General features: G+C 61.7%; 21 protein-coding genes and 1 pseudogene. 17 read left to right on the plus strand and 5 right to left on the minus strand.

Features of this window, described 5'->3' with window-relative positions; genetic code table 11:
* Positions 1–27: 27 nt before the first annotated feature.
* Positions 28–951, minus strand: a complete 924-nt coding sequence (locus TK06_RS02545) for a MurR/RpiR family transcriptional regulator (protein WP_063320674.1) — start codon at positions 949–951, stop codon at positions 28–30.
* 313 nt (positions 952–1,264) lie between these two features.
* Between TK06_RS02545 and TK06_RS02550 the strand changes: the two genes are divergently transcribed.
* From TK06_RS02550 to TK06_RS02610, 14 genes are all read left to right on the plus strand, one after another.
* Positions 1,265–3,202 (plus strand): bifunctional 5-dehydro-2-deoxygluconokinase/5-dehydro-2-deoxyphosphogluconate aldolase, encoded by a 1,938-nt coding sequence (locus tag TK06_RS02550; protein WP_063320675.1) that lies wholly within the window; start codon positions 1,265–1,267, stop codon positions 3,200–3,202.
* A 194-nt stretch (positions 3,203–3,396) separates the two neighbouring features.
* Complete coding sequence (iolE, locus tag TK06_RS02555; RefSeq protein ID WP_063320676.1) at positions 3,397–4,290, plus strand: myo-inosose-2 dehydratase; 894 nt, start codon at positions 3,397–3,399, stop codon at positions 4,288–4,290.
* On the plus strand, positions 4,287–5,096 hold the full coding sequence (gene iolB / locus TK06_RS02560) for a 5-deoxy-glucuronate isomerase (protein ID WP_063320677.1): 810 nt from the start codon (positions 4,287–4,289) through the stop codon (positions 5,094–5,096). Before iolE ends, iolB begins: the two co-directional genes overlap by 4 nt.
* Before the next feature lie 30 nt (positions 5,097–5,126).
* Positions 5,127–6,629 (plus strand): CoA-acylating methylmalonate-semialdehyde dehydrogenase, encoded by a 1,503-nt coding sequence (locus TK06_RS02565; protein WP_063320678.1) that lies wholly within the window; start codon positions 5,127–5,129, stop codon positions 6,627–6,629.
* 35 nt (positions 6,630–6,664) lie between these two features.
* A complete protein-coding gene (locus TK06_RS02570; protein ID WP_063320679.1) occupies positions 6,665–7,486 on the plus strand; it encodes a TIM barrel protein in 822 nt (273 codons plus the stop codon).
* Between the two features lie 148 nt (positions 7,487–7,634).
* Positions 7,635–9,566, plus strand: a complete 1,932-nt coding sequence (gene iolD, locus TK06_RS02575) for a 3D-(3,5/4)-trihydroxycyclohexane-1,2-dione acylhydrolase (decyclizing) (protein ID WP_063320680.1) — start codon at positions 7,635–7,637, stop codon at positions 9,564–9,566.
* A gap of 31 nt (positions 9,567–9,597) precedes the next feature.
* The gene (locus TK06_RS02580) at positions 9,598–10,608 is read left to right on the plus strand and encodes a Gfo/Idh/MocA family protein (RefSeq protein ID WP_063320681.1); all 1,011 of its coding nucleotides are present in this window, start codon (positions 9,598–9,600) and stop codon (positions 10,606–10,608) included.
* A 39-nt stretch (positions 10,609–10,647) separates the two neighbouring features.
* Positions 10,648–11,700: a Gfo/Idh/MocA family protein gene (locus TK06_RS02585; protein ID WP_063320682.1), complete on the plus strand. Its 1,053-nt coding sequence runs from the start codon at positions 10,648–10,650 to the stop codon at positions 11,698–11,700.
* Positions 11,701–11,842: 142 nt separating this feature from the next.
* Positions 11,843–11,995 carry a hypothetical protein gene (locus TK06_RS32645; protein ID WP_175456230.1) on the plus strand — a complete coding sequence of 51 codons (153 nt, stop codon included), beginning with the start codon at positions 11,843–11,845 and terminating at the stop codon, positions 11,993–11,995.
* Between the two features lie 51 nt (positions 11,996–12,046).
* A complete protein-coding gene (locus tag TK06_RS02590; RefSeq protein ID WP_063320683.1) occupies positions 12,047–12,973 on the plus strand; it encodes a sugar ABC transporter substrate-binding protein in 927 nt (308 codons plus the stop codon).
* Between the two features lie 77 nt (positions 12,974–13,050).
* Positions 13,051–14,604: a sugar ABC transporter ATP-binding protein gene (locus TK06_RS02595; protein ID WP_063320684.1), complete on the plus strand. Its 1,554-nt coding sequence runs from the start codon at positions 13,051–13,053 to the stop codon at positions 14,602–14,604.
* Between the two features lie 148 nt (positions 14,605–14,752).
* The gene (locus tag TK06_RS02600; protein WP_063320685.1) at positions 14,753–15,775 is read left to right on the plus strand and encodes an ABC transporter permease; all 1,023 of its coding nucleotides are present in this window, start codon (positions 14,753–14,755) and stop codon (positions 15,773–15,775) included.
* Between the two features lie 327 nt (positions 15,776–16,102).
* Entirely contained in the window at positions 16,103–16,507 is a 405-nt protein-coding gene (locus tag TK06_RS02605; RefSeq protein WP_003202859.1) for a TraR/DksA family transcriptional regulator, read from the plus strand.
* A 561-nt stretch (positions 16,508–17,068) separates the two neighbouring features.
* On the plus strand, positions 17,069–18,292 hold the full coding sequence (locus TK06_RS02610) for a methyl-accepting chemotaxis protein (protein WP_409077375.1): 1,224 nt from the start codon (positions 17,069–17,071) through the stop codon (positions 18,290–18,292).
* 214 nt (positions 18,293–18,506) lie between these two features.
* Here the strand turns inward: TK06_RS02610 and TK06_RS02615 are convergent, their stop codons facing one another.
* From TK06_RS02615 to TK06_RS30500, 3 genes are all read right to left on the minus strand, one after another.
* Positions 18,507–18,743, minus strand: a complete 237-nt coding sequence (locus TK06_RS02615; RefSeq protein WP_063320687.1) for a DUF2789 family protein — start codon at positions 18,741–18,743, stop codon at positions 18,507–18,509.
* Between the two features lie 87 nt (positions 18,744–18,830).
* Positions 18,831–19,061: a hypothetical protein gene (locus tag TK06_RS02620; protein ID WP_063320688.1), complete on the minus strand. Its 231-nt coding sequence runs from the start codon at positions 19,059–19,061 to the stop codon at positions 18,831–18,833.
* A gap of 129 nt (positions 19,062–19,190) precedes the next feature.
* Positions 19,191–19,427 carry a hypothetical protein gene (locus TK06_RS30500; protein ID WP_092146011.1) on the minus strand — a complete coding sequence of 79 codons (237 nt, stop codon included), beginning with the start codon at positions 19,425–19,427 and terminating at the stop codon, positions 19,191–19,193.
* Positions 19,428–19,853: 426 nt separating this feature from the next.
* Here TK06_RS30500 and TK06_RS02630 point away from each other — a divergent pair, with 426 nt between their 5' ends.
* From TK06_RS02630 to TK06_RS02640, 3 genes are all read left to right on the plus strand, one after another.
* Complete coding sequence (locus TK06_RS02630; RefSeq protein ID WP_063320690.1) at positions 19,854–20,303, plus strand: hypothetical protein; 450 nt, start codon at positions 19,854–19,856, stop codon at positions 20,301–20,303.
* A gap of 171 nt (positions 20,304–20,474) precedes the next feature.
* Positions 20,475–21,485, plus strand: coding sequence for an ABC transporter substrate-binding protein (locus TK06_RS02635; RefSeq protein WP_063320691.1), 1,011 nt, complete (start codon positions 20,475–20,477; stop codon positions 21,483–21,485).
* Positions 21,486–21,625: 140 nt separating this feature from the next.
* The gene (locus TK06_RS02640; RefSeq protein WP_063320692.1) at positions 21,626–22,063 is read left to right on the plus strand and encodes a DUF3995 domain-containing protein; all 438 of its coding nucleotides are present in this window, start codon (positions 21,626–21,628) and stop codon (positions 22,061–22,063) included.
* A gap of 484 nt (positions 22,064–22,547) precedes the next feature.
* Here TK06_RS02640 and TK06_RS33335 read toward each other — a convergent pair.
* Positions 22,548–22,754 (minus strand): annotated as a pseudogene (locus TK06_RS33335) (Na+/H+ antiporter subunit G); the annotation flags it as partial.
* Positions 22,755–22,775: the final 21 nt, after the last annotated feature.

Raw genomic sequence — 22,775 nt, forward strand, 5'->3', positions numbered from 1 at the left:
TTCTCCTTGAGTAATTCTTTGCGGGCGTTAATCCTCGAACCCGACCTGTTCATGGATTTCATCGACCTTGAGTTCCAGTCGGTAAGCCACGGCGATGAACAATGCCTGGCACAGGCACAACGTGGCACTCAACGAACGGAAGGCGAACGAACTGCCTTCGTTGACCAGCAACACCGCGTTGGCCCGTTTGGCCAGGGGCGACAGGTTGCTGTCGGTGATGATCAGGGTCTTGGCCTGATGGTGCTGGGCAATGCGCAGGCAGTGCTGGGTTTCCTTGCCATAGGGCGTGAAGCTGATGGCGATGACCAGGTCGTTGGCGCGCACGCTGCGCATCTGCTCGCGGTAACTGCCCCCCAGGCCGGACACCAGGTGAATGCGTTTATTGGTGTGTTGCAGGTTGTAGACCAGGTAATCGGCCACCGCGAACGAGCGGCGCACACCCACCACATAGATATTGTCGGCGTTGACCACCAGGTCCACGGCCTTTTCGAACGCCTGGTCATCCAGCTCCAACCCCAGCCGCTCAATGCCCGACAGGGTCGCGTTGACGCACTCACGGGCCAGGTCGCCGCCGCTGGCTTTCTGTGACTTGTTGGCGATCATGCTGCGGATGCGCTGCTGGTAGTTCTGCACCGGGGTGGTCTTGTGGGTGTAGGCCTCGCGGAACAACGCCTGCATTTCGCTGAACCCGCTGAAACCGAAACGCTGGGAAAACCTGACGATGGCCGAGGGGTGCACTTCGCACTCCCGGGCGATGTCGCTGATGCGGTCGACCATGATCCGGTCGCTCTGCTGGCTCATGTAGCTGGCGATGCGTTTGAGCTGGCGCGGCAGGCTTTCGTATTCATCGGTGATCAGTTGCAGCAGGCGCTCGGCATTGATCGGTGGGCTCGGGAGGGCGGTTTCGGACGCGCTCTCGGACGGCGCCGGCAGATCATCGGGGCGGGTCATAGAAAATCCTTCTGGCTTGTTCTTATAGGGCGGCCCGAAAAAAGGCCGGCCCTCGACAATAGGTTGGCTGGTCGCAGTCTACAGCGTAGGCGCAGGGAAAATCATGGGCGGACAAATGTTGCGGCAACTGCTGAAACGATGCACTGCGTCTGGTCCGGTTCGGGTACAGCGTATTGGAAAAAATATTCCACGTAAAAAATTTATAGAATAATTATTGATTATTGCCCGCCGCTCGTTTTAGTCTGCATCCACCAACAGCGCTGGCGTCGGTTTTGGCGACAAGCGCAGGCTGATAAAAATAACAGGAGCCAGCATGGGCCAGACTCGTTTTGCCAGTGGGCGTCAATTGGATGTGATCTGCCTGGGACGCCTGGGCGTCGACCTTTACGCGCAGCAAGTCGGCGCTCGCCTGGAAGATGTCGCAAGCTTCGCCAAGTATCTGGGCGGTTCGTCGGCCAACATCGCTTTCGGCACGGCACGCCTGGGGCTCCGGTCGGCGATGCTGAGCCGGGTAGGGGACGACCACATGGGCCGCTTCCTGGTGGAATCCCTGGCACGTGAAGGCTGCGACGTCAGTGGCATCAAGGTCGATCCCGAACGCCTGACGGCCATGGTCCTGCTGGGTATCAAGGACCGGGAAACCTTTCCCCTGGTGTTCTACCGGGAAAATTGCGCCGACATGGCGTTGCGCGTCGAAGACATCGACGAAACCTTCATTGCCTCCAGCAAGGCGCTGCTGATCACCGGCACCCATTTCTCTACCGATGGCGTCTACAAGGCCAGTACCCAGGCACTGGATTACGCTGAGAAGCACAACGTCAAATGCGTGTTGGACATCGATTATCGGCCGGTGCTCTGGGGCCTGGCGGGCAAGGCCGATGGGGAAACCCGTTTTGTCGCCGACCAGAAGGTCAGCCAGCATGTACAAGGCATCCTGCCGCGTTTCGATCTCATCGTTGGCACCGAAGAAGAATTCCTGATCGCGGGCGGCAGTGAAGACCTGCTGAGCGCCTTGCGCACCGTGCGCTCGCTGACGGCGGCGACCCTGGTGGTCAAGCTTGGCGCGCAAGGTTGCACGGTGATTCATGGCGCCATTCCGGCCCGCCTTGAAGACGGCGCCCTTTACCCTGGTGTCCGGGTCGAAGTCTTGAATGTACTGGGCGCCGGTGATGCATTCATGTCGGGGTTCCTCGCCGGTTGGCTGGAGGACGCCAGCGATGAGCGCTGCTGTCAGTTGGCCAATGCCTGCGGCGGCCTGGTGGTGTCGCGCCATGCCTGTGCCCCGGCGATGCCGACCCGGGCCGAGCTCGACTACTTATTCAAGAGTCCGGTGCCGATTACCCGGCCGGACCAGGATGCGGTGCTGCAACGGCTGCATCAGGTCAGCGTGCCGCGCAAGACCTGGAAACAATTGTTCATCTTTGCCTTCGACCATCGCTGGCAACTGGTAGAGCTGGCCCAGAAAGGCGGTCGCGACCTGAACTGCATTGGTGACCTCAAGCAACTGTTCATCCAGGCGGTGGAGCGGGTTGAAGCCGACCTGCAGCGCCAAGGCATCGAGGCCGACGTCGGTCTGCTGGCCGACCAACGCTTCGGCCAGGACTCGCTGAACGCTGCCACCGGACGTGGCTGGTGGGTGGCGCGCCCGGTGGAGGTACAGAATTCGCGGCCACTGGCGTTCGAGCATGGGCGCTCCATTGGCAGCAACCTGATCGCCTGGCCCCAGGAACAGATCATCAAGTGCCTGGTGCAATTTCACCCTGATGACGAACCACTGCTGCGCCTGGAGCAGGAAGCGCAATTGATGGGGCTGTACAAGGCGTCCCAGGTCAGCGGCCATGAATTGCTGCTGGAAGTCATTCCGCCCAAGGATCATCCGTCACCCCACCCGGACGTGCTCTATCGCGCCCTCAAGCGCCTCTACAACCTGGGTATTTTCCCGGCGTGGTGGAAGATCGAGGCCCAGAGCGCGCAGGAGTGGAAACAGCTCGATGAGCTGATCCAGCAACGCGACCCGTATTGCCGCGGCGTGGTCCTGCTGGGCCTCAATGCCCCGGCCGCCGCCCTGGCCGAAGGCTTTCGCCAGGCCAGCCAGAGCACCACCTGCCGCGGTTTCGCCGTGGGCCGCACGATCTTCCAGGAACCGAGCCGGGCTTGGCTGGCCGGGGAAATCGATGATGAAACGCTGATCCGGCAGGTGCAGGGCCGGTTTGTGGAATTGATCGAGGCGTGGCGCAGTGCCCGTGCGTGATGGTAATGCAGGGCTTTTTGTGGCGAGGGAGCTTGCTCCCGCTGGACTGCGAAGCAGTCCCGATCAGCCAGCCCAGGTTCGACAGGCAAACCGCATCCACAGGTTGACGACTGCTTCGCAGCCGAGCGGGAGCAAGCTCCCTCGCCACAGGTGATCGGTTGAACATTTAGAGACAACAATAAAAGGTGCAGCCCATGCCCGCTATTCGAATTGGCATCAACCCGATTTCCTGGAGCAACGATGACTTGCCGTCGTTGGGCGGCGAGACGCCGTTGAGCACGGCGCTGAGCGAGGGCAAGGCAATCGGCTACGAAGGTTTTGAACTCAACGGCAAATTCCCCAAGGACGCCAAGGGCGTCGGCGATGTGCTGCGTCCTTATGACCTGGCGCTGGTCTCCGGCTGGTATTCCAGCCGCCTGGCCCGGCGTTCGGCGGCCGAAGAGATCGATGCGATCGCCAGCCACGTCGAGCTGCTGGCACAGAACGGCGCGACGGTGCTGGTGTACGGGGAAGTCGCCGACTCCATCCAGGGCCAGCGGATTGCGCTGATCGAGCGCCCGCGTTTCCATACGGATGAAGCCTGGCAAGCCTACGCCGACAAACTCACCGAACTGGCGCGCTTCACCTTGTCCCAAGGCGTACGCCTGGCCTATCACCACCACATGGGCGCCTATGTCGAGTCGCCCGCAGACATCGACAAGCTGATGGCCCTGACCGGCAGCGAAGTCGGCCTGCTGTTCGACTCGGGCCACTGCTACATGGGCGGTGGCGAACCGCTGCAGGTCTTGCGCAAGCACATCGAGCGCATCTGCCATGTGCACTTCAAGGATGTGCGCAAACCGGTGGTGCAACTGGCGCGCAATAACCTGTGGAGCTTCCCCGACTGCATCATCAACGGCACCTTCACCGTGCCGGGGGACGGCGACATCGACTTCGCCGCGTTGCTCGACGTGCTGCTGGCCGCCGATTACCAAGGCTGGCTGGTGGTGGAAGCCGAGCAGGATCCTGCCGTAGCACCGAGTTATGCCTACGCCAAGAAGGGCTACGACACCCTGCGTGCCTTGCTGCAAGAAAGGAATCCGTCATGAGCCTGTTGATCAAGAGCCATTCCAGCGGTCGAACCATGGTCCAGTTGCCGGCAGGTGAGCTGGAATATGTCGGGTTCGCCGCCTACCGCCTGAGCCTGGGCGAAACCCTGCCGGTGGCCGCCGATGACAAGGAATTGTGCCTGGTGCTGCTCAGCGGGCGCATCAGCCTCAAGGGCGAAGCGCCGGGGCAAGGGGCCTTCGATTGGGACAACCTCGGTGATCGCCAGTCGGTGTTCGAGGACAAATCACCCTATGCCGCCTACCTGCCGCCCGGCAGCCAGGCCCAGGTTACTGCGCTGAGCGATGTACAGATTGCCGTGTGTGCCGCACCGGGGTCTGCGCAGAACAGTTATGGCCCACGGTTGATCCGTCCGGACAGCATGAAGCGCAGTGTGCGCGGCAAGGGCGCCAATACCCGTTATGTCTGCGACATCCTGCCGGACAGCGAACCGGCCCATTCGCTGTTGGTGGTGGAAGTGCGCACACCGTCGGGGCACTCCTCGAGCTACCCACCGCACAAGCACGACACCGACGACCTGCCGCACCAGAGCTTCCTGGAGGAAACCTATTACCACCAGGTCAACCCGTCCCAAGGCTTCGTGTTCCAGCGGGTCTACACCGATGACCGCAGCATCGACCAGGCCATGGCCGTGGAGAACAGCGACCTGGTGGTGGTGCCCAAGGGTTACCACCCGGTCAGCGTGCCCTACGGGTACGAGTCGTATTACCTGAATGTCATGGCCGGCCCGAAGCGGGTCTGGCAGTTCCATAACGATCCGCAGCACAGCTGGCTGCTGGACCTCTGATTTCCAACATTCGTACGGAGAACAAGAACAATGAGTGACGCCCCGGTAGTAGGCCATTACCTCAACGGCCACGTGCAGGACCACGACAGCACGCGGTTCAGCAATGTCTTCAACCCGGCCACCGGTGCGGTGCAGGCCCGGGTGGCCCTGGCCGAGCCGGGCACCGTCGACGCGGCAGTGGCCTCGGCGCTGGCGGCGTTTCCGGCCTGGTCCGAGCAGTCGTCATTGCGTCGTTCGCGGGTGATGTTCAAGTTCAAGGAGCTGCTGGACCGGCACCACGACGAGCTGGCGCAAATCATCAGTCGCGAACACGGCAAGGTGCTGTCTGACGCCCACGGCGAAGTCACCCGCGGCATCGAGATCGTCGAGTATGCCTGCGGTGCGCCAAACCTGCTCAAGACCGATTTCAGCGACAACATCGGCGGCGGCATCGACAACTGGAACCTGCGTCAACCCTTGGGCGTTTGCGCCGGGGTCACGCCGTTCAACTTCCCAGTGATGGTGCCGTTGTGGATGATTCCCCTGGCGCTGGTCGCCGGCAACTGCTTCATCCTCAAGCCTTCGGAGCGCGATCCGTCCGCCAGCCTGCTGATGGCCCGGTTACTGACCGAAGCCGGCTTGCCGGACGGTGTGTTCAACGTGGTCCAGGGCGACAAGGTGGCGGTGGATGCGCTGTTGCAGCACCCGGACATCGAGGCGATTTCCTTTGTCGGCTCCACGCCGATTGCCGAGTACATCCATCAGCAGGGCACGGCGCACGGCAAACGTGTGCAGGCCCTGGGCGGGGCCAAGAACCACATGATCGTCATGCCCGACGCCGACCTTGATCAGGCGGCGGATGCGTTGATCGGTGCCGCTTATGGCTCGGCCGGTGAGCGCTGCATGGCGATTTCCATTGCCGTGGCAGTGGGTGACGTGGGCGATGAATTGATTGCCAAGCTGTTGCCCCGCATCGACCAACTGAAGATCGGTAACGGTCAGCAGCCTGGCACCGACATGGGGCCGCTGGTCACCGCCGAGCACAAGGCCAAGGTCGAAGGCTTCATCGACGCCGGCGTGGCCGAGGGCGCTCGGCTGATCGTCGATGGCCGTAGTTTCAAGGTGCCCGGAGCCGAGCAGGGATTCTTTGTCGGCGCGACGCTGTTCGACCAGGTCACCGCCGAGATGAGCATCTACCAGCAAGAAATTTTCGGCCCGGTGCTGGGGATCGTTCGCGTACCGGATTTCGCCACGGCGGTGGCGCTGATCAACGCCCATGAGTTCGGCAACGGCGTGTCCTGTTTCACCCGTGACGGCGGCATCGCCCGGGCGTTCGCCCGCAGCATCAAGGTCGGCATGGTAGGCATCAACGTGCCGATTCCGGTGCCCATGGCCTGGCATTCCTTTGGCGGCTGGAAGCGTTCGTTGTTCGGCGATCACCATGCCTACGGTGAAGAAGGCCTGCGTTTTTACAGCCGCTACAAAAGCGTGATGCAACGCTGGCCCGACAGCATTGCCAAGGGGCCTGAATTCAGCATGCCGACTGCTCAATAACTCACTTTTGAATGACTGCCGGAGGGAGAATAACAATGAACAAGCCCCTGCGTTTTGCCTTGAACCGAATGGTTGCGCCACGCCTGTCACTGCCCGAGTTCATCGACCTGGCGCTGGCGTTGAGAACCGATGCCATCGAGATCCGCAACGATCTGAAGGGCGTCGAGATCGAAGACGGCATGCCGCCCGGCCGGGTGCGCGAGTTATGTGAGGAAAGGGGCATCAAGGTGCTGTCGATCAATGCCCTTTACCCCTTCGATGTGTGGAACGAGCAGCGCCGTGCCCAAGCGGTGAGGCTGGCCGACTACGCCCGCGAATGCGGCGCCGAAGGGCTGGTGATGTGCCCGCTCAATGACCGCGCCGACCCACGCAGCGAGGCTGAGCGCGCGGCTGGGCTGCGTACGGCCCTCAGCGAACTGGCGCCGATCCTGCGCGCCTTTGGCATCTACGGGTTCATCGAGCCCCTGGGTTTCGAAGAGTGCGCGCTGCGCCGCAAGCGCACGGCGGTGGAAGCGATCAAGAGCATTGGCGGGCTGGATGTATTCCGCCTGGTGCATGACACCTTTCACCATCATTTGGCCGGTGAACAGGAATTCTTCCCCGAGCTGACCGCTCTGGTGCACATCTCCGGCGTCGAGGATGCCCAGGCGCCGCTGGCGACGATCCGTGACGGCCACCGGGTGCTGGTGGGCGAGGCCGACATCCTGGGCAATGCCGTGCAGATCGAGGCGCTGCGGGCCGGTGGCTACGAGGGCTACCTGTCCTTCGAGCCGTTCGCCGAGAGCGTCCATGACCTGGCCGACATCCGCCAGGCGTTGGGGGCGAGCATGAATCACCTGCAAAGCTGCCAGGCCTGATCCGATTCCCTGAACGATGGAACCCCAGTGGGAGCGAGCTTGCTCGCGATGACGGCGGCATACTCAACATCTGAGCTGCCTGACACACCGCTATCGCGAGCAAGCTCGCTCCCACACTTGACCGAGTTGCGTTTGAAAAGGTGCACGCATGACCACAACACGACTGACCATGGCCCAGGCCCTGGTGAAATTCCTCGATAACCAGTACATCGAAGTCGATGGCGTCCAGAGCAAGTTCGTCGCCGGGGTCTTTACCATTTTTGGCCACGGCAACGTGCTGGGCCTGGGTCAGGCGCTGGAACAGGACAGCGGCGACCTGGTGGTCCACCAGGGCCGCAACGAACAGGGCATGGCCCATGCCGCTATCGGTTTTGCCAAGCAGCATCTGCGGCGCAAGATCTACGCCTGCAGCTCGTCGGTGGGCCCCGGCGCGGCGAACATGCTGACGGCCGCAGCCACCGCAACAGCCAATCGCATTCCGTTGCTGCTATTGCCCGGCGATGTCTACGCCAGTCGTCAGCCGGACCCGGTGTTGCAGCAGATCGAGCAGTTCCACGACCTGAGCATCAGCACCAACGATGCGTTCAAGGCCGTGAGCAAATACTGGGATCGCATCAACCGCCCCGAACAGTTGATGACTGCCGCCATTCATGCCATGCGCGTGCTGACCGATCCGGCCGAAACCGGCGCGGTGACCCTGGCGCTGCCCCAAGACGTGCAGGCCGAAGCCTACGATTACCCGGATTATTTCCTGCAAAAACGCGTGCACCGCATCGACCGTCGCCCGGCCACCGAGGCAATGCTAGGCGACGCCCTGGCGCTGCTCAAAGGCAAGCGCCGACCGTTGATCATCTGTGGCGGTGGCGTGCGGTATTCCGAGGCCAATGCGGCGTTGCAGGCTTTTGCCGAGCGTTTCGACATTCCCTTCGCCGAGACCCAGGCTGGCAAGAGTGCGGTGGTGTCCAGTCATCCGCTGAACGTCGGCGGCGTCGGTGAAACCGGTTGCCTGGCGGCGAACCTGCTGGCCAAGAAAGCCGACCTGATCATCGGCATCGGCACGCGCTACAGCGATTTCACCACCGGCTCCAAATGGTTGTTCCAGCACCCGGACGTGCAGTTCCTCAATCTCAATATCAGCCCCTGCGATGCCTTGAAGCTCGACGGCGTGCAACTGCTGGCCGACGCCCGCTCGGGCCTGGAGTCGCTGTCCGCCGCGCTGGGCGACTATCGCGCTGAATGGGGCGGGCAGATCGCCGACGCCAAGGTCCAGTTGGACGCCGAGGTCGATCGGATCTACCAGGCCGATTATCAAGCCGAGGATTTCCTGCCGGAAATCGACGACCACATGGACCCGGCGGTGTTTCGCGAATTCATCGAACTCACCGGTTCCTGCCTGACCCAGAGCCGCGTGCTGGGCACCCTCAATGAAACCCTGGCCGACGATGCGATTATCGTCGCCGCCGCCGGTAGCTTGCCCGGCGACTTGCAGCGCGCCTGGCGCAGCAAGGGCGTGAATACCTATCACGTCGAGTACGGTTATTCGTGCATGGGCTACGAGGTGAATGCGGCGCTGGGGGTGAAACTCGCCGAGCCCGACAAAGAGGTCTACGCCCTGGTGGGCGATGGCTCCTACATGATGCTGCACTCGGAACTGGCGACCTCGATCCAGGAGCGCCGCAAGATCAACGTGGTGCTGCTGGACAACATGGCCTTCGGCTGCATCAACAATTTGCAGATGGGAAATGGCATGGACAGCTTCGGCACCGAGTTCCGTTTCCGCAACCCAGACACCGGCAAGCTCGACGGCGCCTTCGTGCCGGTGGACTTCGCCATGAGTGCCGCGGCCTATGGCTGCAAGACCTACAGGGTCAAGACCCTCGACGAACTGCACGCGGCCCTTGCCGATGCGCGCCTGCAGACGGTCTCCACCCTGATCGACATCAAGGTCCTGCCCAAGACCATGATTCACAGCTACCTGTCGTGGTGGCGGGTGGGCGTGGCGCAAGTGTCCACCAGCGCCCGCACCGATGCGGTTGCCAAGACCCTCAACGAACGGCTGGCCAAGGCCCGTCAATACTGATTGCCCCAACAATACGAAAGGAGTTCTCTACATGTCTTTGAAGCTGGGCGTCATCGGCACCGGGGCCATCGGCCAGGACCATATCCGTCGTTGCAGCCAGACCTTGCTCAACAGCCAGGTGGTGGCGGTGACCGACATCAACCTGCAACAAGCGGCCAAGGTCGTTGCCGATCTCAAGCTGACCGCCGAGGTCTACCCCGACGGTCACGCGTTGATCAAGGCGCCCGACGTGGAGGCGATCCTCGTCACCTCCTGGGGTCCGAGCCACGAAGAGTTCGTGCTGGCGGCGATTGCGGCGGGCAAACCGGTGTTCTGTGAAAAGCCCCTGGCCGTCACGGCCGAAGGCTGCCGCAAGATCGTCGAGGCTGAAATCGCCCACGGCAAGCGCCTGGTGCAGGTCGGTTTCATGCGCCCTTACGATGAAGGTTATCGCGCGCTCAAGGCGGTGATCGACAGCGGCCAGATCGGCGAACCGCTGATGCTGCATTGCGCCCACCGCAACCCGAGCGTGGGCGAAAACTACAAGACCGACATGGCGATCACCGACACCCTGATCCATGAGCTGGATGTGTTGCGCTGGCTGCTGGCCGATGACTACGTGTCGGTGCAGGTGGTGTTTCCGCGCAAGTCCAGCAAGGCCCTGGCCCATTTGCGCGACCCGCAGATCGTCCTGCTGGAAACCGCCCGGGGCACGCGCATCGACGTCGAAGTGTTCGTCAACTGCCAGTACGGCTACGACATCCAGTGCGAAGTGGTGGGGGAGACCGGTATCGCCAAGCTGCCGGAACCGTCCCAGGTGCAACTGCGCAGTGGCGCCAAGCTGTCGAATGCGATCCTGATGGATTGGAAGGACCGTTTCATCGCGGCCTACGACGTCGAATTGCAGGCCTTCATCGACGGCGTGCGCGCCGGGCAGGTGGGCGGGCCGTCGGCCTGGGACGGCTTCGCCGCAGCGGTGGCGGCGGATGCCTGTGTCCAAGCGCAGCAGAGCGGGCAGATCATCAAGGTCGAGCTGCCCGAGCGCCCGCGTTTCTACGGCTAACCCACAGGGTGCATTCCAACCGTGACCTAAGGAGCTTTCATGCGAATCGGACTAGTGGGCTATGGCAAGGGCGGACGGTTTTTTCATGCGCCGCTGATCAGCAGCCTGCCGGGGGCTACGTTTGTTGGCGTGGTGACCCGGTCCGTCGAGCGGCGCGAGCAACTGGCGAGTGATTACCCGCACGTCCAGGCCTTCGACACGCTCGAACAACTGGTGGCGGCCGGCGTCGATGCGGTGGTGGTCTCTACGCCGCTGGACGGCCGCCCGACCGTGGTGATGGAAGCCATCGAACGGGGCGTGGCCGTGGTCAGCGATAAACCGTTTGCCCGCGATGCCGCCGAAGCCGAAGCGATGGTGCTGGCGGCCGAGCGGCGCAATGTGCCGCTTTGCGTGTACCAGAACCGTCGCTGGGATTCGGATTTCCTGACCCTGCGCAAACTGCTGGCGTCCGGCGCCCTGGGCCAGGTCATTCGTTTTGAATCCAGTGTCGAGCGCTATTCACCGACGTCGGTGGGGAAGGGCAGCGGCGGTGGATTCCTGCGGGACCTGGGCAGCCATCTGGTGGACCAGGCGCTGCAGTTGTTCGGGCCGGTGGTGCGGGTCTACGCCGAGCTGGACTACCGGCAGCCGGACCAAGTGTTCGACAACGGCTTCTTCATGTCCTTGACCCACGCCAGCGGCGTGATTTCCCACTTGAGCGGCAATTGCGTGCAAAACGCAGCGCGCCCGCGTTTTCGAGTCAATGGCACCCAGGGCTGCTACACCGTCGAAGGCCTGGACGGGCAAGAAGCCCAGGCATTGGCGGGCTTGAGCCCGGCGTCCGAGGGCGAACGCTGGGGCGCTGAAGAACACCGGCGCTGGGGCTGGTTCGAACACGGCACCGAGCGCGAGCGGGTGACCTCGGAGCGAGGCTGCTGGCTGGCGTTCTACCAACACCTGCAAACCGCATTGCAGGGCGCTGGCCCGCTGCCGGTGGAGGCCCGTGATGCACTGGCGACCACGCGCATCCTTGATGCTGCCAGGCAGAGTGCCGAGCAGGGCGAAGTGGTGCGGTTGTCCACGCCTGTCGGTCATGGAATAAAAAACGAATAAAATTCTAAAATCAGTTGATATGGAAAATATTTTCCAATAAAGTCGATTCCAGGTTACCGACAATCCTGTCCGCCTCCCGCCAAGCCAGCCTTGAACGGATGAAGGACGAAACAAAAACAAGAAACACAGCTAGGTACCGTCGATGAAAACCTTCAGCCGCTCTGCGTTTTACCTGTCACCTCTGCTGCGCCTGTCCGCAATCCTTCCCCTGTTCGAATCCCTGTGCATCCAGCGCAAGGGCGCTGTTGTGTGTTGCATGCCCGGCGCGCCCATCGTGCGCTTGCCCCGTTCCTGATCCGCTACGCCTTATCCATAAAACCAACAAAAAAGTGGAGAAAGACCGTTCATGAAGACCAAGACCCGTATCGCCTCGCTGGCCCTGTCGTTGATGCTCACCAGCGGCGCTGCCCTGGCGGACTTGAAGATCGGTGTCAGCATGTCCCAGTTCGATGACACCTGGTTGACTTACCTGCGTGAATCCATGGACAAGAAAGCCAAGTCCCTGCCGGACGGCGTCACCCTGCAGTTCGAAGACGCCCGCAGTGACGTGGTCAAGCAACTGAGCCAGGTGGAAAGCTTCATCAGTCAGAAGGTCGACGCGATCATCGTCAACCCGGTGGACACCGCCGCGACCCAACGCATCACCAAGGCCGCCGTCGCCGCCGGTATCCCGCTGGTCTACGTCAATCGCCGTCCCGACGACCTGAAACTGCCGGCAGGCGTGGTCACCGTTGCCTCCGATGACCTGGAGGCCGGTCGCATGCAGATGCAATACCTGGCCGAAAAAATGGGCGGCAAGGGCGACATCGTGATCCTGTTGGGCGACCTGGCCAACAACTCCACCACCAACCGCACCAAGGGCGTCAAGGACGTGCTGGCCAAGTACCCCAACATCAAGATCGAGCAGGAGCAGACCGGTACCTGGTTGCGGGACAAGGGCATGACCCTGGTCAACGACTGGCTGACTCAGGGGCGCGAGTTCCAGGCGGTGGTGGCCAACAACGACGAGATGGCCATCGGCGCCGCCATGGCCCTCAAGCAAGCGGGTACCAAGAAAGGCAGCGTATTGATTGCCGGGGTCGATGGCACACCGGACGGCTTGAACGCGATCAAGAAGGGCGACATGGCCGTCTCGGTGTTCCAGGACGCCAAGGGCCAGGCCGATGGATCGATCGATACAGCCGTGAAAATGGTCAAGAAACAACCGGTCGAACAGTCCGTCTGGGTGCCGTATCGTCTGATCACGCCGGAAAACGTCGGTCAGTTCAAGTGACGTTTGACGCACCGGTCCCACCACAACAATAAACAGGCAAGGTTGCAACGCCGACCTTGCCGAGGGAGTACCTGATCATGTTCGCTTCAGCGACTGCTTCGAGCGCCCCGGCGATGACTTTCCGGCCGGACGTAATACCTGATGAACCGTATCTGCTGGAAGTCGTCAATGTCAGCAAAGGCTTTCCCGGCGTGGTGGCCCTGTCCGATGTACAGCTGCGGGTACGCCCCGGTTCCGTACTGGCCCTGATGGGCGAGAATGGCGCGGGCAAATCCACCTTGATGAAAATCATCGCCGGTATCTACCAGCCGGACGCCGGCGAACTGCGTCTGCGCGGTAAACCGGTGACATTCGACACGCCGCTCGCGGCGTTGCAGGCCGGCATCGCGATGATCCATCAGGAACTGAACCTGATGCCCCACATGAGCATCGCCGAAAACATCTGGATCGGCCGCGAGCAACTCAACGGCCTGCACATGGTCGACCATGGCGAAATGCATCGCTGCACCGCCCGCCTGCTGGAGCGCCTGCGCATCAAGCTCGACCCTGAAGAGCAGGTGGGCAACCTGAGCATCGCCGAGCGGCAGATGGTGGAGATTGCCAAGGCCGTCTCCTATGACTCCGACATCCTGATCATGGACGAACCGACCTCGGCCATTACCGAGACCGAAGTCGCCCACCTGTTCTCGATCATTGCCGACCTCAAGTCCCAGGGTAAGGGCATCATCTACATCACCCACAAAATGAACGAGGTGTTTGCCATCGCCGATGAAGTGGCGGTGTTTCGCGACGGTGCCTACATCGGCCTGCAACGGGCCGACAGCATGGACGGCGACAGCCTGATTTCGATGATGGTCGGGCGCGAGCTGAGCCAGTTGTTCCCGGTGCGGGAGCAACCCATCGGCGATTTGGTGCTGTCGGTGCGCGACCTGAGCCTGGACGGCATTTTCAAAGGCGTTTCCTTTGACCTGCATGCCGGGGAGATCCTCGGCATCGCCGGGTTGATGGGTTCGGGCCGGACCAACGTGGCCGAGGCGATTTTCGGTGTGACCCCGAGTACCGGCGGCGAAATCCTGCTGGACGGCCAACCGGTGCGTATCAGCGACCCGCACATGGCCATCGAGAAAGGCTTCGCGCTGTTGACCGAGGACCGCAAGCTCAGTGGCCTGTTCCCGTGCCTGTCGGTGCTGGAAAACATGGAGATGGCCGTGCTGCCCCATTACGTGGGCAACGGCTTCATCCAGCAAAAAGCCCTGCGCGCCTTGTGTGAGGACATGTGCAAGAAGCTGCGGGTCAAGACCCCGTCGCTGGAGCAGTGCATCGACACCTTGTCTGGCGGCAACCAGCAGAAAGCGCTGCTGGCCCGCTGGCTGATGACCAACCCGCGCATCCTGATCCTCGACGAGCCGACCCGTGGTATCGATGTCGGTGCCAAGGCCGAGATCTACCGACTGATTTCCTACCTCGCCAGCGAAGGCATGGCGGTGATCATGATTTCCTCGGAGCTGCCGGAAGTACTGGGCATGAGCGACCGGGTGATGGTGATGCACGAAGGCGACCTGATGGGCACTCTCAACCGCGGCGAAGCGACCCAGGAACGGGTCATGCAATTGGCTTCGGGCCTGTCCTGATGCCAGCCCGTTCAACTTAATAACGTCGAGCAACATGTGGCGAGGGGATTTATCCCCGCTGGGCCGCGAAGCGGCCCTGTCCCAGGGGCGCCACACCTCCCGGCAGGGAACAACCCCCCTCGCCAAAGAACAAAAAAGGTGAATGGCTATGAACGCGATACTGGAAAACAAACCCACGGCCGCACCGGCCAGGGCGCGCCGGCGGCTGCCGACGGAGCTGAGTATCTTCCTGGTGCTGATCGGCATCGGCCTGGTGTTCGAAATGTTCGGCTGGATCATGCGCGACCAGAGCTTCCTGATGAACTCCCAGCGTCTGGTGTTGATGATCCTGCAGGTGTCGATCATCGGCCTGTTGGCTATCGGCGTGACCCAGGTGATCATCACCACCGGTATCGACCTGTCGTCCGGCTCGGTGCTGGCGCTGTCGGCGATGATCGCCGCCAGCCTGGCCCAGACCTCGGACTTCGCCCGGGCGGTGTTTCCCTCGCTGACGGATTTGCCGGTGTGGATACCGGTGGTGGCGGGGCTCGGGGTGGGGCTGCTGGCCGGGGCGATCAACGGCAGCATCATCGCCATTACCGGTATTCCGCCGTTCATTGCCACCCTCGGCATGATGGTCTCGGCCCGTGGCCTGGCGCGCTACTACACCGAAGGCCAGCCGGTGAGCATGTTGTCCGATTCCTATACCGCCATTGGCCATGGTGCGATGCCGGTGATCATCTTCCTGGTGGTGGCGGTGATCTTCCATATCGCCCTGCGCTACACCAAGTACGGCAAGTACACCTACGCCATCGGCGGCAACATGCAGGCGGCGCGGACCTCGGGCATCAACGTCAAGCGCCATCTGGTGATCGTCTACAGCATTGCCGGGTTGTTGGCCGGGTTGGCCGGCGTGGTGGCCTCGGCGCGGGCGGCGACCGGGCAGGCGGGCATGGGCATGTCCTATGAACTGGACGCGATTGCCGCGGCCGTGATCGGCGGCACCAGCCTGGCGGGCGGGGTGGGGCGCATCACCGGCACCGTGATCGGGGCGTTGATCCTTGGGGTCATGGCCAGCGGTTTCACCTTCGTCGGTGTCGATGCCTACATCCAGGACATCATCAAGGGCCTGATCATCGTAGTGGCGGTGGTCATCGACCAGTACCGCAACAAGCGCAAACTCAAGCGCTGATACCCGGGCAGTTGCGACAAAGCGCCACGCCTGACCCGCGTGGCGTTGCCATTTGTCTTCTTAATACAGCTATTGCACCGAATTTCTTGTTATAAACGCACTCCGATGACTGCCAAAAGCCTGTCAGAGAACATTTGGAGGGGTTGTCGGACATTTTCCCTATGTTTTCAGTTGCTGAGGCCTCGACTCGGCCTTAGACTGCCGCCCCTCGTAAATTGAGTGCCGGGTGGCGCTTGGAATAGACGGCGCCTTCCTGATGAGCGTGGCAGCTGCGCTGCGGGACGCTCAATAATTCGCCTTAATGCACGTTTTTTTATAGAGATATCAATGACAAAGGAAAAGTTGCTGGCCATGCCGGCGGATGACTACATGAATGCCGAGCAGCTGGCTTTCTTCACCAAGCTGTTGCAGAACATGAAAGTCGAAACCCACGAGCGCATCGAACAGAACCGAATCGCCATTGAGAGCCTGGACACCCCGGCTGACCCGGCGGACGCTGCTTCCGTAGAAGAAGAGCGTACCTGGCTGGTCAACGCCATTGATCGCGACCAGCGCATGCTGCCTCAGTTGGAGCAGGCCCTGGACCGTATCAATGACGACAGCTTCGGCTGGTGCGACGACAGCGGCGAGCCGATCGGCCTCAAGCGCCTGCTGATCAGCCCGACCACCAAGTACTGCATCGAAGCCCAGGAACGTCACGAACAGATCGACAAGCACCAGCGTCAGGCCTGATTCGCGTTTTCCAAAAAAAGATCGCGACCTTTTGACGAAGGCCGCGATCTTTTGCTTTCCCCCGTGCTCGTACATCTACTCCCGTTGATCTGCTGCAAGAACGCGACTAATGGACCATGGATAATGGCTCTGTAGTGGCGTTTAATGCATTCATAACAACGAGAAGCGTGGGTGACGAACATGGCGACAGACGGATCTCTGGCGGGGGCGGTGCCGGCCTCGGTACCTGAGACAAACAGCACGGCGCGCTGGCTGACGCCGACCTTGCAGAGTCTCGCCCTGGCATTGCTGCTGTGCGGCATGGCCTTGGGCGGCTGGTCGCTGTACCTGGGCCTGCCGCTGGTCATGCTCATCGTCTGGTTGCCGCGCCTGCGTTCGCGCGTGGCCGCGGCGCCCGCACCCGCGACCGACACACTGGCCGAGCTGACCCGCGACCTGTCCTACACCACCAGCCATAATGCGCTGTCGGCGGCCGGCGTCGCCTATTCGGTCAAGCAATTGGCTGGCAAGGTCCAGTCGCAACTCGATGCGGCGGCGCAAATCGTCAGCAATGCCGAATCGATGATCGCCACCGAGCAAGCCACTTCGCAACTCAGCCAGCAAGCCCTGGGTGCCGCCAGCGAGGCCCATCGCAGCAGTGTGGCCGGGCGCAGCGAGCTGGTGGAATCCATCAGCCGCATGCACCAGCTCAGCCAGCGCGCAAACGACAGCCGTGAGTTGATCGAGGCCTTGAGTGTGCGCAGCGATGAAATCCAGCGGGTCAGCCTGGTGATTCAGTCGATCGCCAGCCAGACCAACCTGCTGGCACTGAACGCGGCCATCGAGGCCGCGCGGGCCGGTGAGCATGGCCGTGGGTTCGCGGTGGTGGCCGATGAGGTCCGTGGCCTGGCCGGGCGCACGGCGGCGGCGACCGGCGAGGTCGGGGTGATGGTGGCCGACATCCAGCAGCGCACCGCCCAGGTGGTGGAGCAGATCCGTCAACTGGCCGCTGACCTGGACATTGGCGTGCAGCAGGTCGAGCACACCGGCCAACACCTGGAAAACATCGCCCGGCTCGCCGCCGGCGTCGAAACCCAGGTCAGCGCCATCGCCGAAGGCACCGACACCAATCGCGAACAACTCGACAGCCTGTTCCACGCCATCGAGCAGATGCGCGGCGACCTGTCCATCAGCGACCAGCAGACCCAGCGCCTGGCCGAAGCGGCGGTGCAAATGGAAGGCCAGGCCGAAACCATCAGCGAACGCCTGGCCCAAGTGGGCCTCGACGATTATCACCAACGGGTCTATGACCTGGCACGGGAAGGGGCGAGCCAGATCGCCGCGCAGTTCGAAGCGGACATCGACCAGGGCCGTGTCAGCCTGGAGGATCTGTTCGACCGTAATTACCAGCCCATCCCCAACACCCAGCCCGCCAAATACCAGACCCGTTTCGACCGCTATACCGATCAGGTGTTGCCGGCGATCCAGGAACCCTTGCTGGCCCGGCACGAGGGTCTGGTGTTCGCGATTGCCTGCACTCAGCAGGGCTACGTGCCCACCCATAACAAGGTCTTCAGCCAGCCATTGACCGGCGATCCACAGGTGGACACGCTCAATAACCGGACCAAACGCAAGTTCTCCGACCGCACCGGGATTCGCTGCGGCAGCCATCAACAGCCGGTGTTGCTGCAGACCTACACCCGCGACACGGGAGAACTGATGCACGATCTCTCCGTGCCGATCATGCTCAAGGGGCGTCACTGGGGTGGTTTGCGCCTGGGCTACAAGCCCGAGAAGCCGCGCTAGGCCCTGTGGCGAGGGAGCTTGCTCCCGCTGGGCTGCGCAGCAGCCCCAAAAAGCTGGATGCAGCCAGCAGCCGGAGACACGAGCCGGCAGTACTCCGGGGCGACTGCTGCGCAGTCGGGCGGGAGCAAGCTCCCTCGCCACAAGAGCTTGTCTTGTACTTAGCTAAAAGTCCTGGCTGCTACAGGTGCCTTGCCACAGCCAAAAGTCCTGGCTGCTATTTACCGTCGTGCAGCCGCACATTCAACTGATCCACCAGCACCGCCTCTTCGCCGTCGGCGAGCAGCCATTCGCGCAGCAAGTCTTTCTGCTGGTCCGACCAGAAATCGGCCTCCACCAGCTTGATCTCCGGGGTCAGTGGGTGTGCCACGATGAAATCGTCGATGGCTTTGCCGTCCGAAGGCAGGCCGAGTTGGTCGAACAGGGTGCTGAGTTCGTGCGAAGGCTGTTCCATGGGGTTCTCCTTTGGGCGGGCGCCGTCATGGCGCCTCGGTTGCTTCCCTTTATCTGAGGCAAGCGCTGGTCAGGAGTTCGATCGGACTCAGGCTTTCAAGGCCCCTTCATCCACTGCGGCTTTCAGCGCCCTGGCGGCTTCCCGGGCGGCCTCGGCAGCGATTTCCGCGGTCTTGAACCAGCGATCTTTTTCCACTTGGTGCCAACTGACCGTGGTCAGGGGCGGTTTGGCGCGCATCACGATGACGGCCTGGAACTCGCCTTCGACCTCTCTGGCTTCGCCCCGGATAAAAAATTCGCCGATATCAAATTCCGTCACGTCGCGCCTTCTCAAAAGTCATGGTGTGGGTGCGCGATCCGTCAATGGGTGACGGTCTTCGCGGGCAGGCAGTATGGCAGCAGTTGCCTGTCGGCGGCTGAGTTAAGTCATGAAGGGGCGCATATGAGCTCAGGCACTTCGTTCCAGACGCCTGGCCAGGTGGCAGGCCTCGTTATGATCGGTGCGGAATCCTCTTACACGTCCAGTGGATGTTTCCTCAATATGGAAAAAGCACTTGCCGGCCAGGACGACCCGGTAACGCGGTTGAATCAACGAGACAGGCAGGCAGTCGACCCTGTCGAACGTGTCGGATGTCTCCACGACACAAGGGGCTTCAGGTTGGATCAGGGTTGTGAAAGTAGCCATGTGAATTCCTTTTCTATGGTTTACCGACGAATTGCCGAGCAGTTTGGGTAGTCTCCACGCCTCTGGCTGCTCTAGAATCGGCAGCACCGTGTGGACGGCTTGCCTATCTAAAGCAATTTTTTTTGGGCTCGATGTCAGAAAAATGCTTTTTTAAGTGAGAAATTTCCCTAAAGTTAGTAGTCCCATCTTTTCCGATGCTCAGAGTGGCTTTTTCCTTCAGCCTCTGGCGACCCCCCGGGAAAGACGGCGAGAGCGGCAACCTATAGTCTGCTCTCGGCCCGGGACAGGGCGCGCCGTTCACTTCGAATTTCAGTTACAGGTCCATTACGACGTTACAGTCGGCACGGGTTCTCGTGGTCCGTCCTTTCCGAAGGGCGGGCCGTTTTCAACGATGGGGATGTTTCCTTGGCAGTAAGTAATCTCGACATGCATGCGTTATTCGTACTTGGTGACCTGCGGGCAAAACTGGTCAAACTCTTCCAGTCACGTTTCGTCTACATCACCGAGCAGACCGCCGAAGGTATTTATGTCGCCGAAATCGATACCGAGTCGGCCCTGGTGGTCGATGACAAGCCCAGGCTCGAACTCAAGGTTGGTGATCATTTTCGCGCAGCGGTATTGCCCAGCCGCGAAGGTGGCAAGTTTGAAATCCGCTTTCGCGAAATCAAGCTGACGGTCTATGGCCTCGGTGATTACGCCTTCGTCACGACCCCCGCTGGTCAGGCAATCCTGTTCAAGGAAGGCCACAGCGTGGTGACCGTGTTTGCGGCCAACGAACAACTGCAAGAAGGCTTGACCAAGACCCTAAAGGCGGTCACCGCCAAGGCCGCCAAGTGGCGCAAGGGCGAACTGGTGACGTTCAAGGCCAGCGAGTGAGGCGGGCAGTGCCAGTGAGCGCGGGGGCCTCGGTCGCCCTGGACCGGTTACAGTTTTAACGAGATATCGCTGGAACCTCGGCTACAGTCAATTGACTGAACTATTCAGAGGCTTGCGTTCGGTGACGCAGGGCCGTTCAGCCATTGCTGTGTTTGGTACGAGGTTAAAAGCATGAAACGAGTTCGACAGTGGCTGGCTGCCTGGGCCACCTTCACTGTGTTGGTTTCGCCATTCCCGACGTTGGCCGCGTCAGCGCCGATCCACTTTGCCGACTTGAACTGGGAAAGTGGCAGCCTGATCACCGATATCCTGCGGATCATCGTCGAAAAAGGCTACGGGTTGCAGACCGACACATTGCCGGGCACCACCATTACCCTGGAAACCGCCCTGGCCAATAACGACATCCAGGTGATCGGCGAGGAATGGGCCGGTCGCAGCCCGGTGTGGGTCAAGGCCGAGGCCGAAGGCAAGGTGGTCGCCTTGGGTGATACGGTCAAAGGCGCGACGGAAGGTTGGTGGGTGCCCGAATACGTCATCAAGGGGGATCCGGCCAAGGGCATCAAGCCCCTGGCGCCGGACCTGCGCAGTGTCGAGGACCTGGCGCGCTACAAGCATGTGTTCAAGGACCCGGAGAGCCCCGACAAGGGCCGCTTCCTCAACAGCCCCATTGGCTGGACCTCCGAGGTGGTCAACAAACAGAAGCTCAAGGCGTATGGCCTGTCTGACAGCTACGTGAATTTTCGCAGCGGTTCGGGGGCGGCGCTGGATGCGGAAATCAGCTCGACGATCCGCCGGGGCAAGCCGATTCTGTTTTATTACTGGTCGCCCACGCCACTGCTCGGGCGCTTCAAGCTGGTGCAGTTGCAAGAGCCGCCGTTCGATGCCGAGGCCTGGAAAACCCTGACCGACGCCGATAACCCCAACCCGAAGCCGACCCGCTCACTGGCCTCGAAACTGTCGATTGGCGTATCTGCGCCGTTCCAGAAGCAATACCCGGACATTGCCGAGTTCTTCAGCAAGGTCGATTTGCCCATCGAGCCGTTGAACAAGGCCCTGGCCGACATGAGTGAGAAACGCATCCCACCCCGTGAAGCCGCCGAGGCGTTCCTCAAGGCACATCCGCAGGTGTGGCAGGCCTGGCTGCCCAAGGAAGTGGCAGATAAGGTCTCCGCGGGCCTGTAGGAGGGCTCGCGCGCCAGCAGGTTGAACTCTTGATCCTGGGCAATGAGTCATTCGCTGGAAACTGGCAACCTACGCCCGTCCAGCGAAATGCCAAATTCCAGCTAGGATGATTGTTCAACTCTTTTCAGGAGGCTGGCGAGATGACGCTTGTGTTGGCTCGGTCGCTGGTCGCAGTGTTTGCGACCATCAGCTTGATTCATATGTATTGGGCCCTGGGTGGGCGGTGGGCGGCCAAGGCAGTGGTGCCTCAGGTGCCGGTGAAGCAGGGGGAGGCGCTGCGACCGGCGTTCGATCCCTCAGGCTGGTTGACCTTGCTGGTGGCCCTGGCCCTGCTGATGGTGGCGCTGCTGGTCTGCCTGCGGGTCGGCCTGCTAGCGCAGCCGGTCACTCATCGGGCGTTGCAGTGGCTGATCAGCGCGATTGCCTTGCTGATGTTCGCCCGGGCCATTGGCGAGTCGGAGCTGGTGGGTTTCTTCAAGGAGGTCAAGGGCTCGACCTTCGCCAGGCTCGATACCTGGGTTTATTCACCGTTGTGCGTGGTGCTTGGGGCCGGGTTGCTGGCAGTGGCCTGGGCCTGACTGGCAGCGCAGTGGGTACACAGCCTGCTTTTTGTGGCGAGGGAGCTTGCTCCCGCTGGAGGGCGTAGCCCTCCCAAAAAGCTGAACACCAGTCAGCCTGACACACCGAGGTGACAGGTCTCAGGGCTGCTGCGCAGCCCAGCGGGAGCAAGCTCCCTCGCCACAAAAGCTGTGCCGGCTCGAGATATCGGTCAGTCGTTTCGGCGGCTGCTTACTTCCGCCGGCACATCATCCCCGGCCATGCGCTTGCGGAACAACGCCGCCCGGGCCAGCAGCAGGGTGGTCACCGGGACGGTGATGGACAGCAGGATCGGTATCAGCCTTTTGTGACGAGGGAGCTTGCTCCCGCTGGAGGGCGCAGCCCTCCCAAAAAGCTGAACACCAGTCAGCCTGACACACCGAGGTGACAGGTCTCAGGGCTGCTGCGCAGCCCAGCGGGAGCAAGCTCCCTCGCCACAAAAGCTGTGCCGGCTCGAGATATCGGTCAGTCGTTCCGGCGGCTGCTCACCTCCGCCGGCACATCATCCCCGGCCATGCGCTTGCGGAACAACGCCGCCCGGGCCAGCAGCAGGGTGGTCACCGGGACGGTGATGGACAACAGGATCGGTATCAGCCTTTTGTGGCGAGGGAGCTTGCTCCCGCTGGAGGGCGCAGCCCTCCCAAAAAGCTGAACACCAGTCAGCCTGACACACCGAGGTGACAGGTCTCAGGG

The organism is Pseudomonas fluorescens (genome assembly GCF_001623525.1).
Taxonomy (GTDB): domain Bacteria; phylum Pseudomonadota; class Gammaproteobacteria; order Pseudomonadales; family Pseudomonadaceae; genus Aquipseudomonas; species Aquipseudomonas fluorescens_Q.

Bases quoted from the DNA above. Each gene is read 5' to 3' on its own strand.
- TK06_RS02545 (WP_063320674.1), bottom strand. From the start codon at position 951: ATGACCCGCCCCGATGATCTGCCGGCGCCGTCCGAGAGCGCGTCCGAA.
- TK06_RS02550 (WP_063320675.1), top strand. From the start codon at position 1,265: ATGGGCCAGACTCGTTTTGCCAGTGGGCGTCAATTGGATGTGATCTGC.
- iolE (WP_063320676.1), top strand. From the start codon at position 3,397: ATGCCCGCTATTCGAATTGGCATCAACCCGATTTCCTGGAGCAACGAT.
- iolB (WP_063320677.1), top strand. From the start codon at position 4,287: ATGAGCCTGTTGATCAAGAGCCATTCCAGCGGTCGAACCATGGTCCAG.
- TK06_RS02565 (WP_063320678.1), top strand. From the start codon at position 5,127: ATGAGTGACGCCCCGGTAGTAGGCCATTACCTCAACGGCCACGTGCAG.
- TK06_RS02570 (WP_063320679.1), top strand. From the start codon at position 6,665: ATGAACAAGCCCCTGCGTTTTGCCTTGAACCGAATGGTTGCGCCACGC.
- iolD (WP_063320680.1), top strand. From the start codon at position 7,635: ATGACCACAACACGACTGACCATGGCCCAGGCCCTGGTGAAATTCCTC.
- TK06_RS02580 (WP_063320681.1), top strand. From the start codon at position 9,598: ATGTCTTTGAAGCTGGGCGTCATCGGCACCGGGGCCATCGGCCAGGAC.
- TK06_RS02585 (WP_063320682.1), top strand. From the start codon at position 10,648: ATGCGAATCGGACTAGTGGGCTATGGCAAGGGCGGACGGTTTTTTCAT.
- TK06_RS32645 (WP_175456230.1), top strand. From the start codon at position 11,843: ATGAAAACCTTCAGCCGCTCTGCGTTTTACCTGTCACCTCTGCTGCGC.
- TK06_RS02590 (WP_063320683.1), top strand. From the start codon at position 12,047: ATGAAGACCAAGACCCGTATCGCCTCGCTGGCCCTGTCGTTGATGCTC.
- TK06_RS02595 (WP_063320684.1), top strand. From the start codon at position 13,051: ATGTTCGCTTCAGCGACTGCTTCGAGCGCCCCGGCGATGACTTTCCGG.
- TK06_RS02600 (WP_063320685.1), top strand. From the start codon at position 14,753: ATGAACGCGATACTGGAAAACAAACCCACGGCCGCACCGGCCAGGGCG.
- TK06_RS02605 (WP_003202859.1), top strand. From the start codon at position 16,103: ATGACAAAGGAAAAGTTGCTGGCCATGCCGGCGGATGACTACATGAAT.
- TK06_RS02610 (WP_409077375.1), top strand. From the start codon at position 17,069: ATGATCGCCACCGAGCAAGCCACTTCGCAACTCAGCCAGCAAGCCCTG.
- TK06_RS02615 (WP_063320687.1), bottom strand. From the start codon at position 18,743: ATGGAACAGCCTTCGCACGAACTCAGCACCCTGTTCGACCAACTCGGC.
- TK06_RS30500 (WP_092146011.1), bottom strand. From the start codon at position 19,427: ATGGCTACTTTCACAACCCTGATCCAACCTGAAGCCCCTTGTGTCGTG.
- TK06_RS02630 (WP_063320690.1), top strand. From the start codon at position 19,854: ATGCATGCGTTATTCGTACTTGGTGACCTGCGGGCAAAACTGGTCAAA.
- TK06_RS02635 (WP_063320691.1), top strand. From the start codon at position 20,475: ATGAAACGAGTTCGACAGTGGCTGGCTGCCTGGGCCACCTTCACTGTG.
- TK06_RS02640 (WP_063320692.1), top strand. From the start codon at position 21,626: ATGACGCTTGTGTTGGCTCGGTCGCTGGTCGCAGTGTTTGCGACCATC.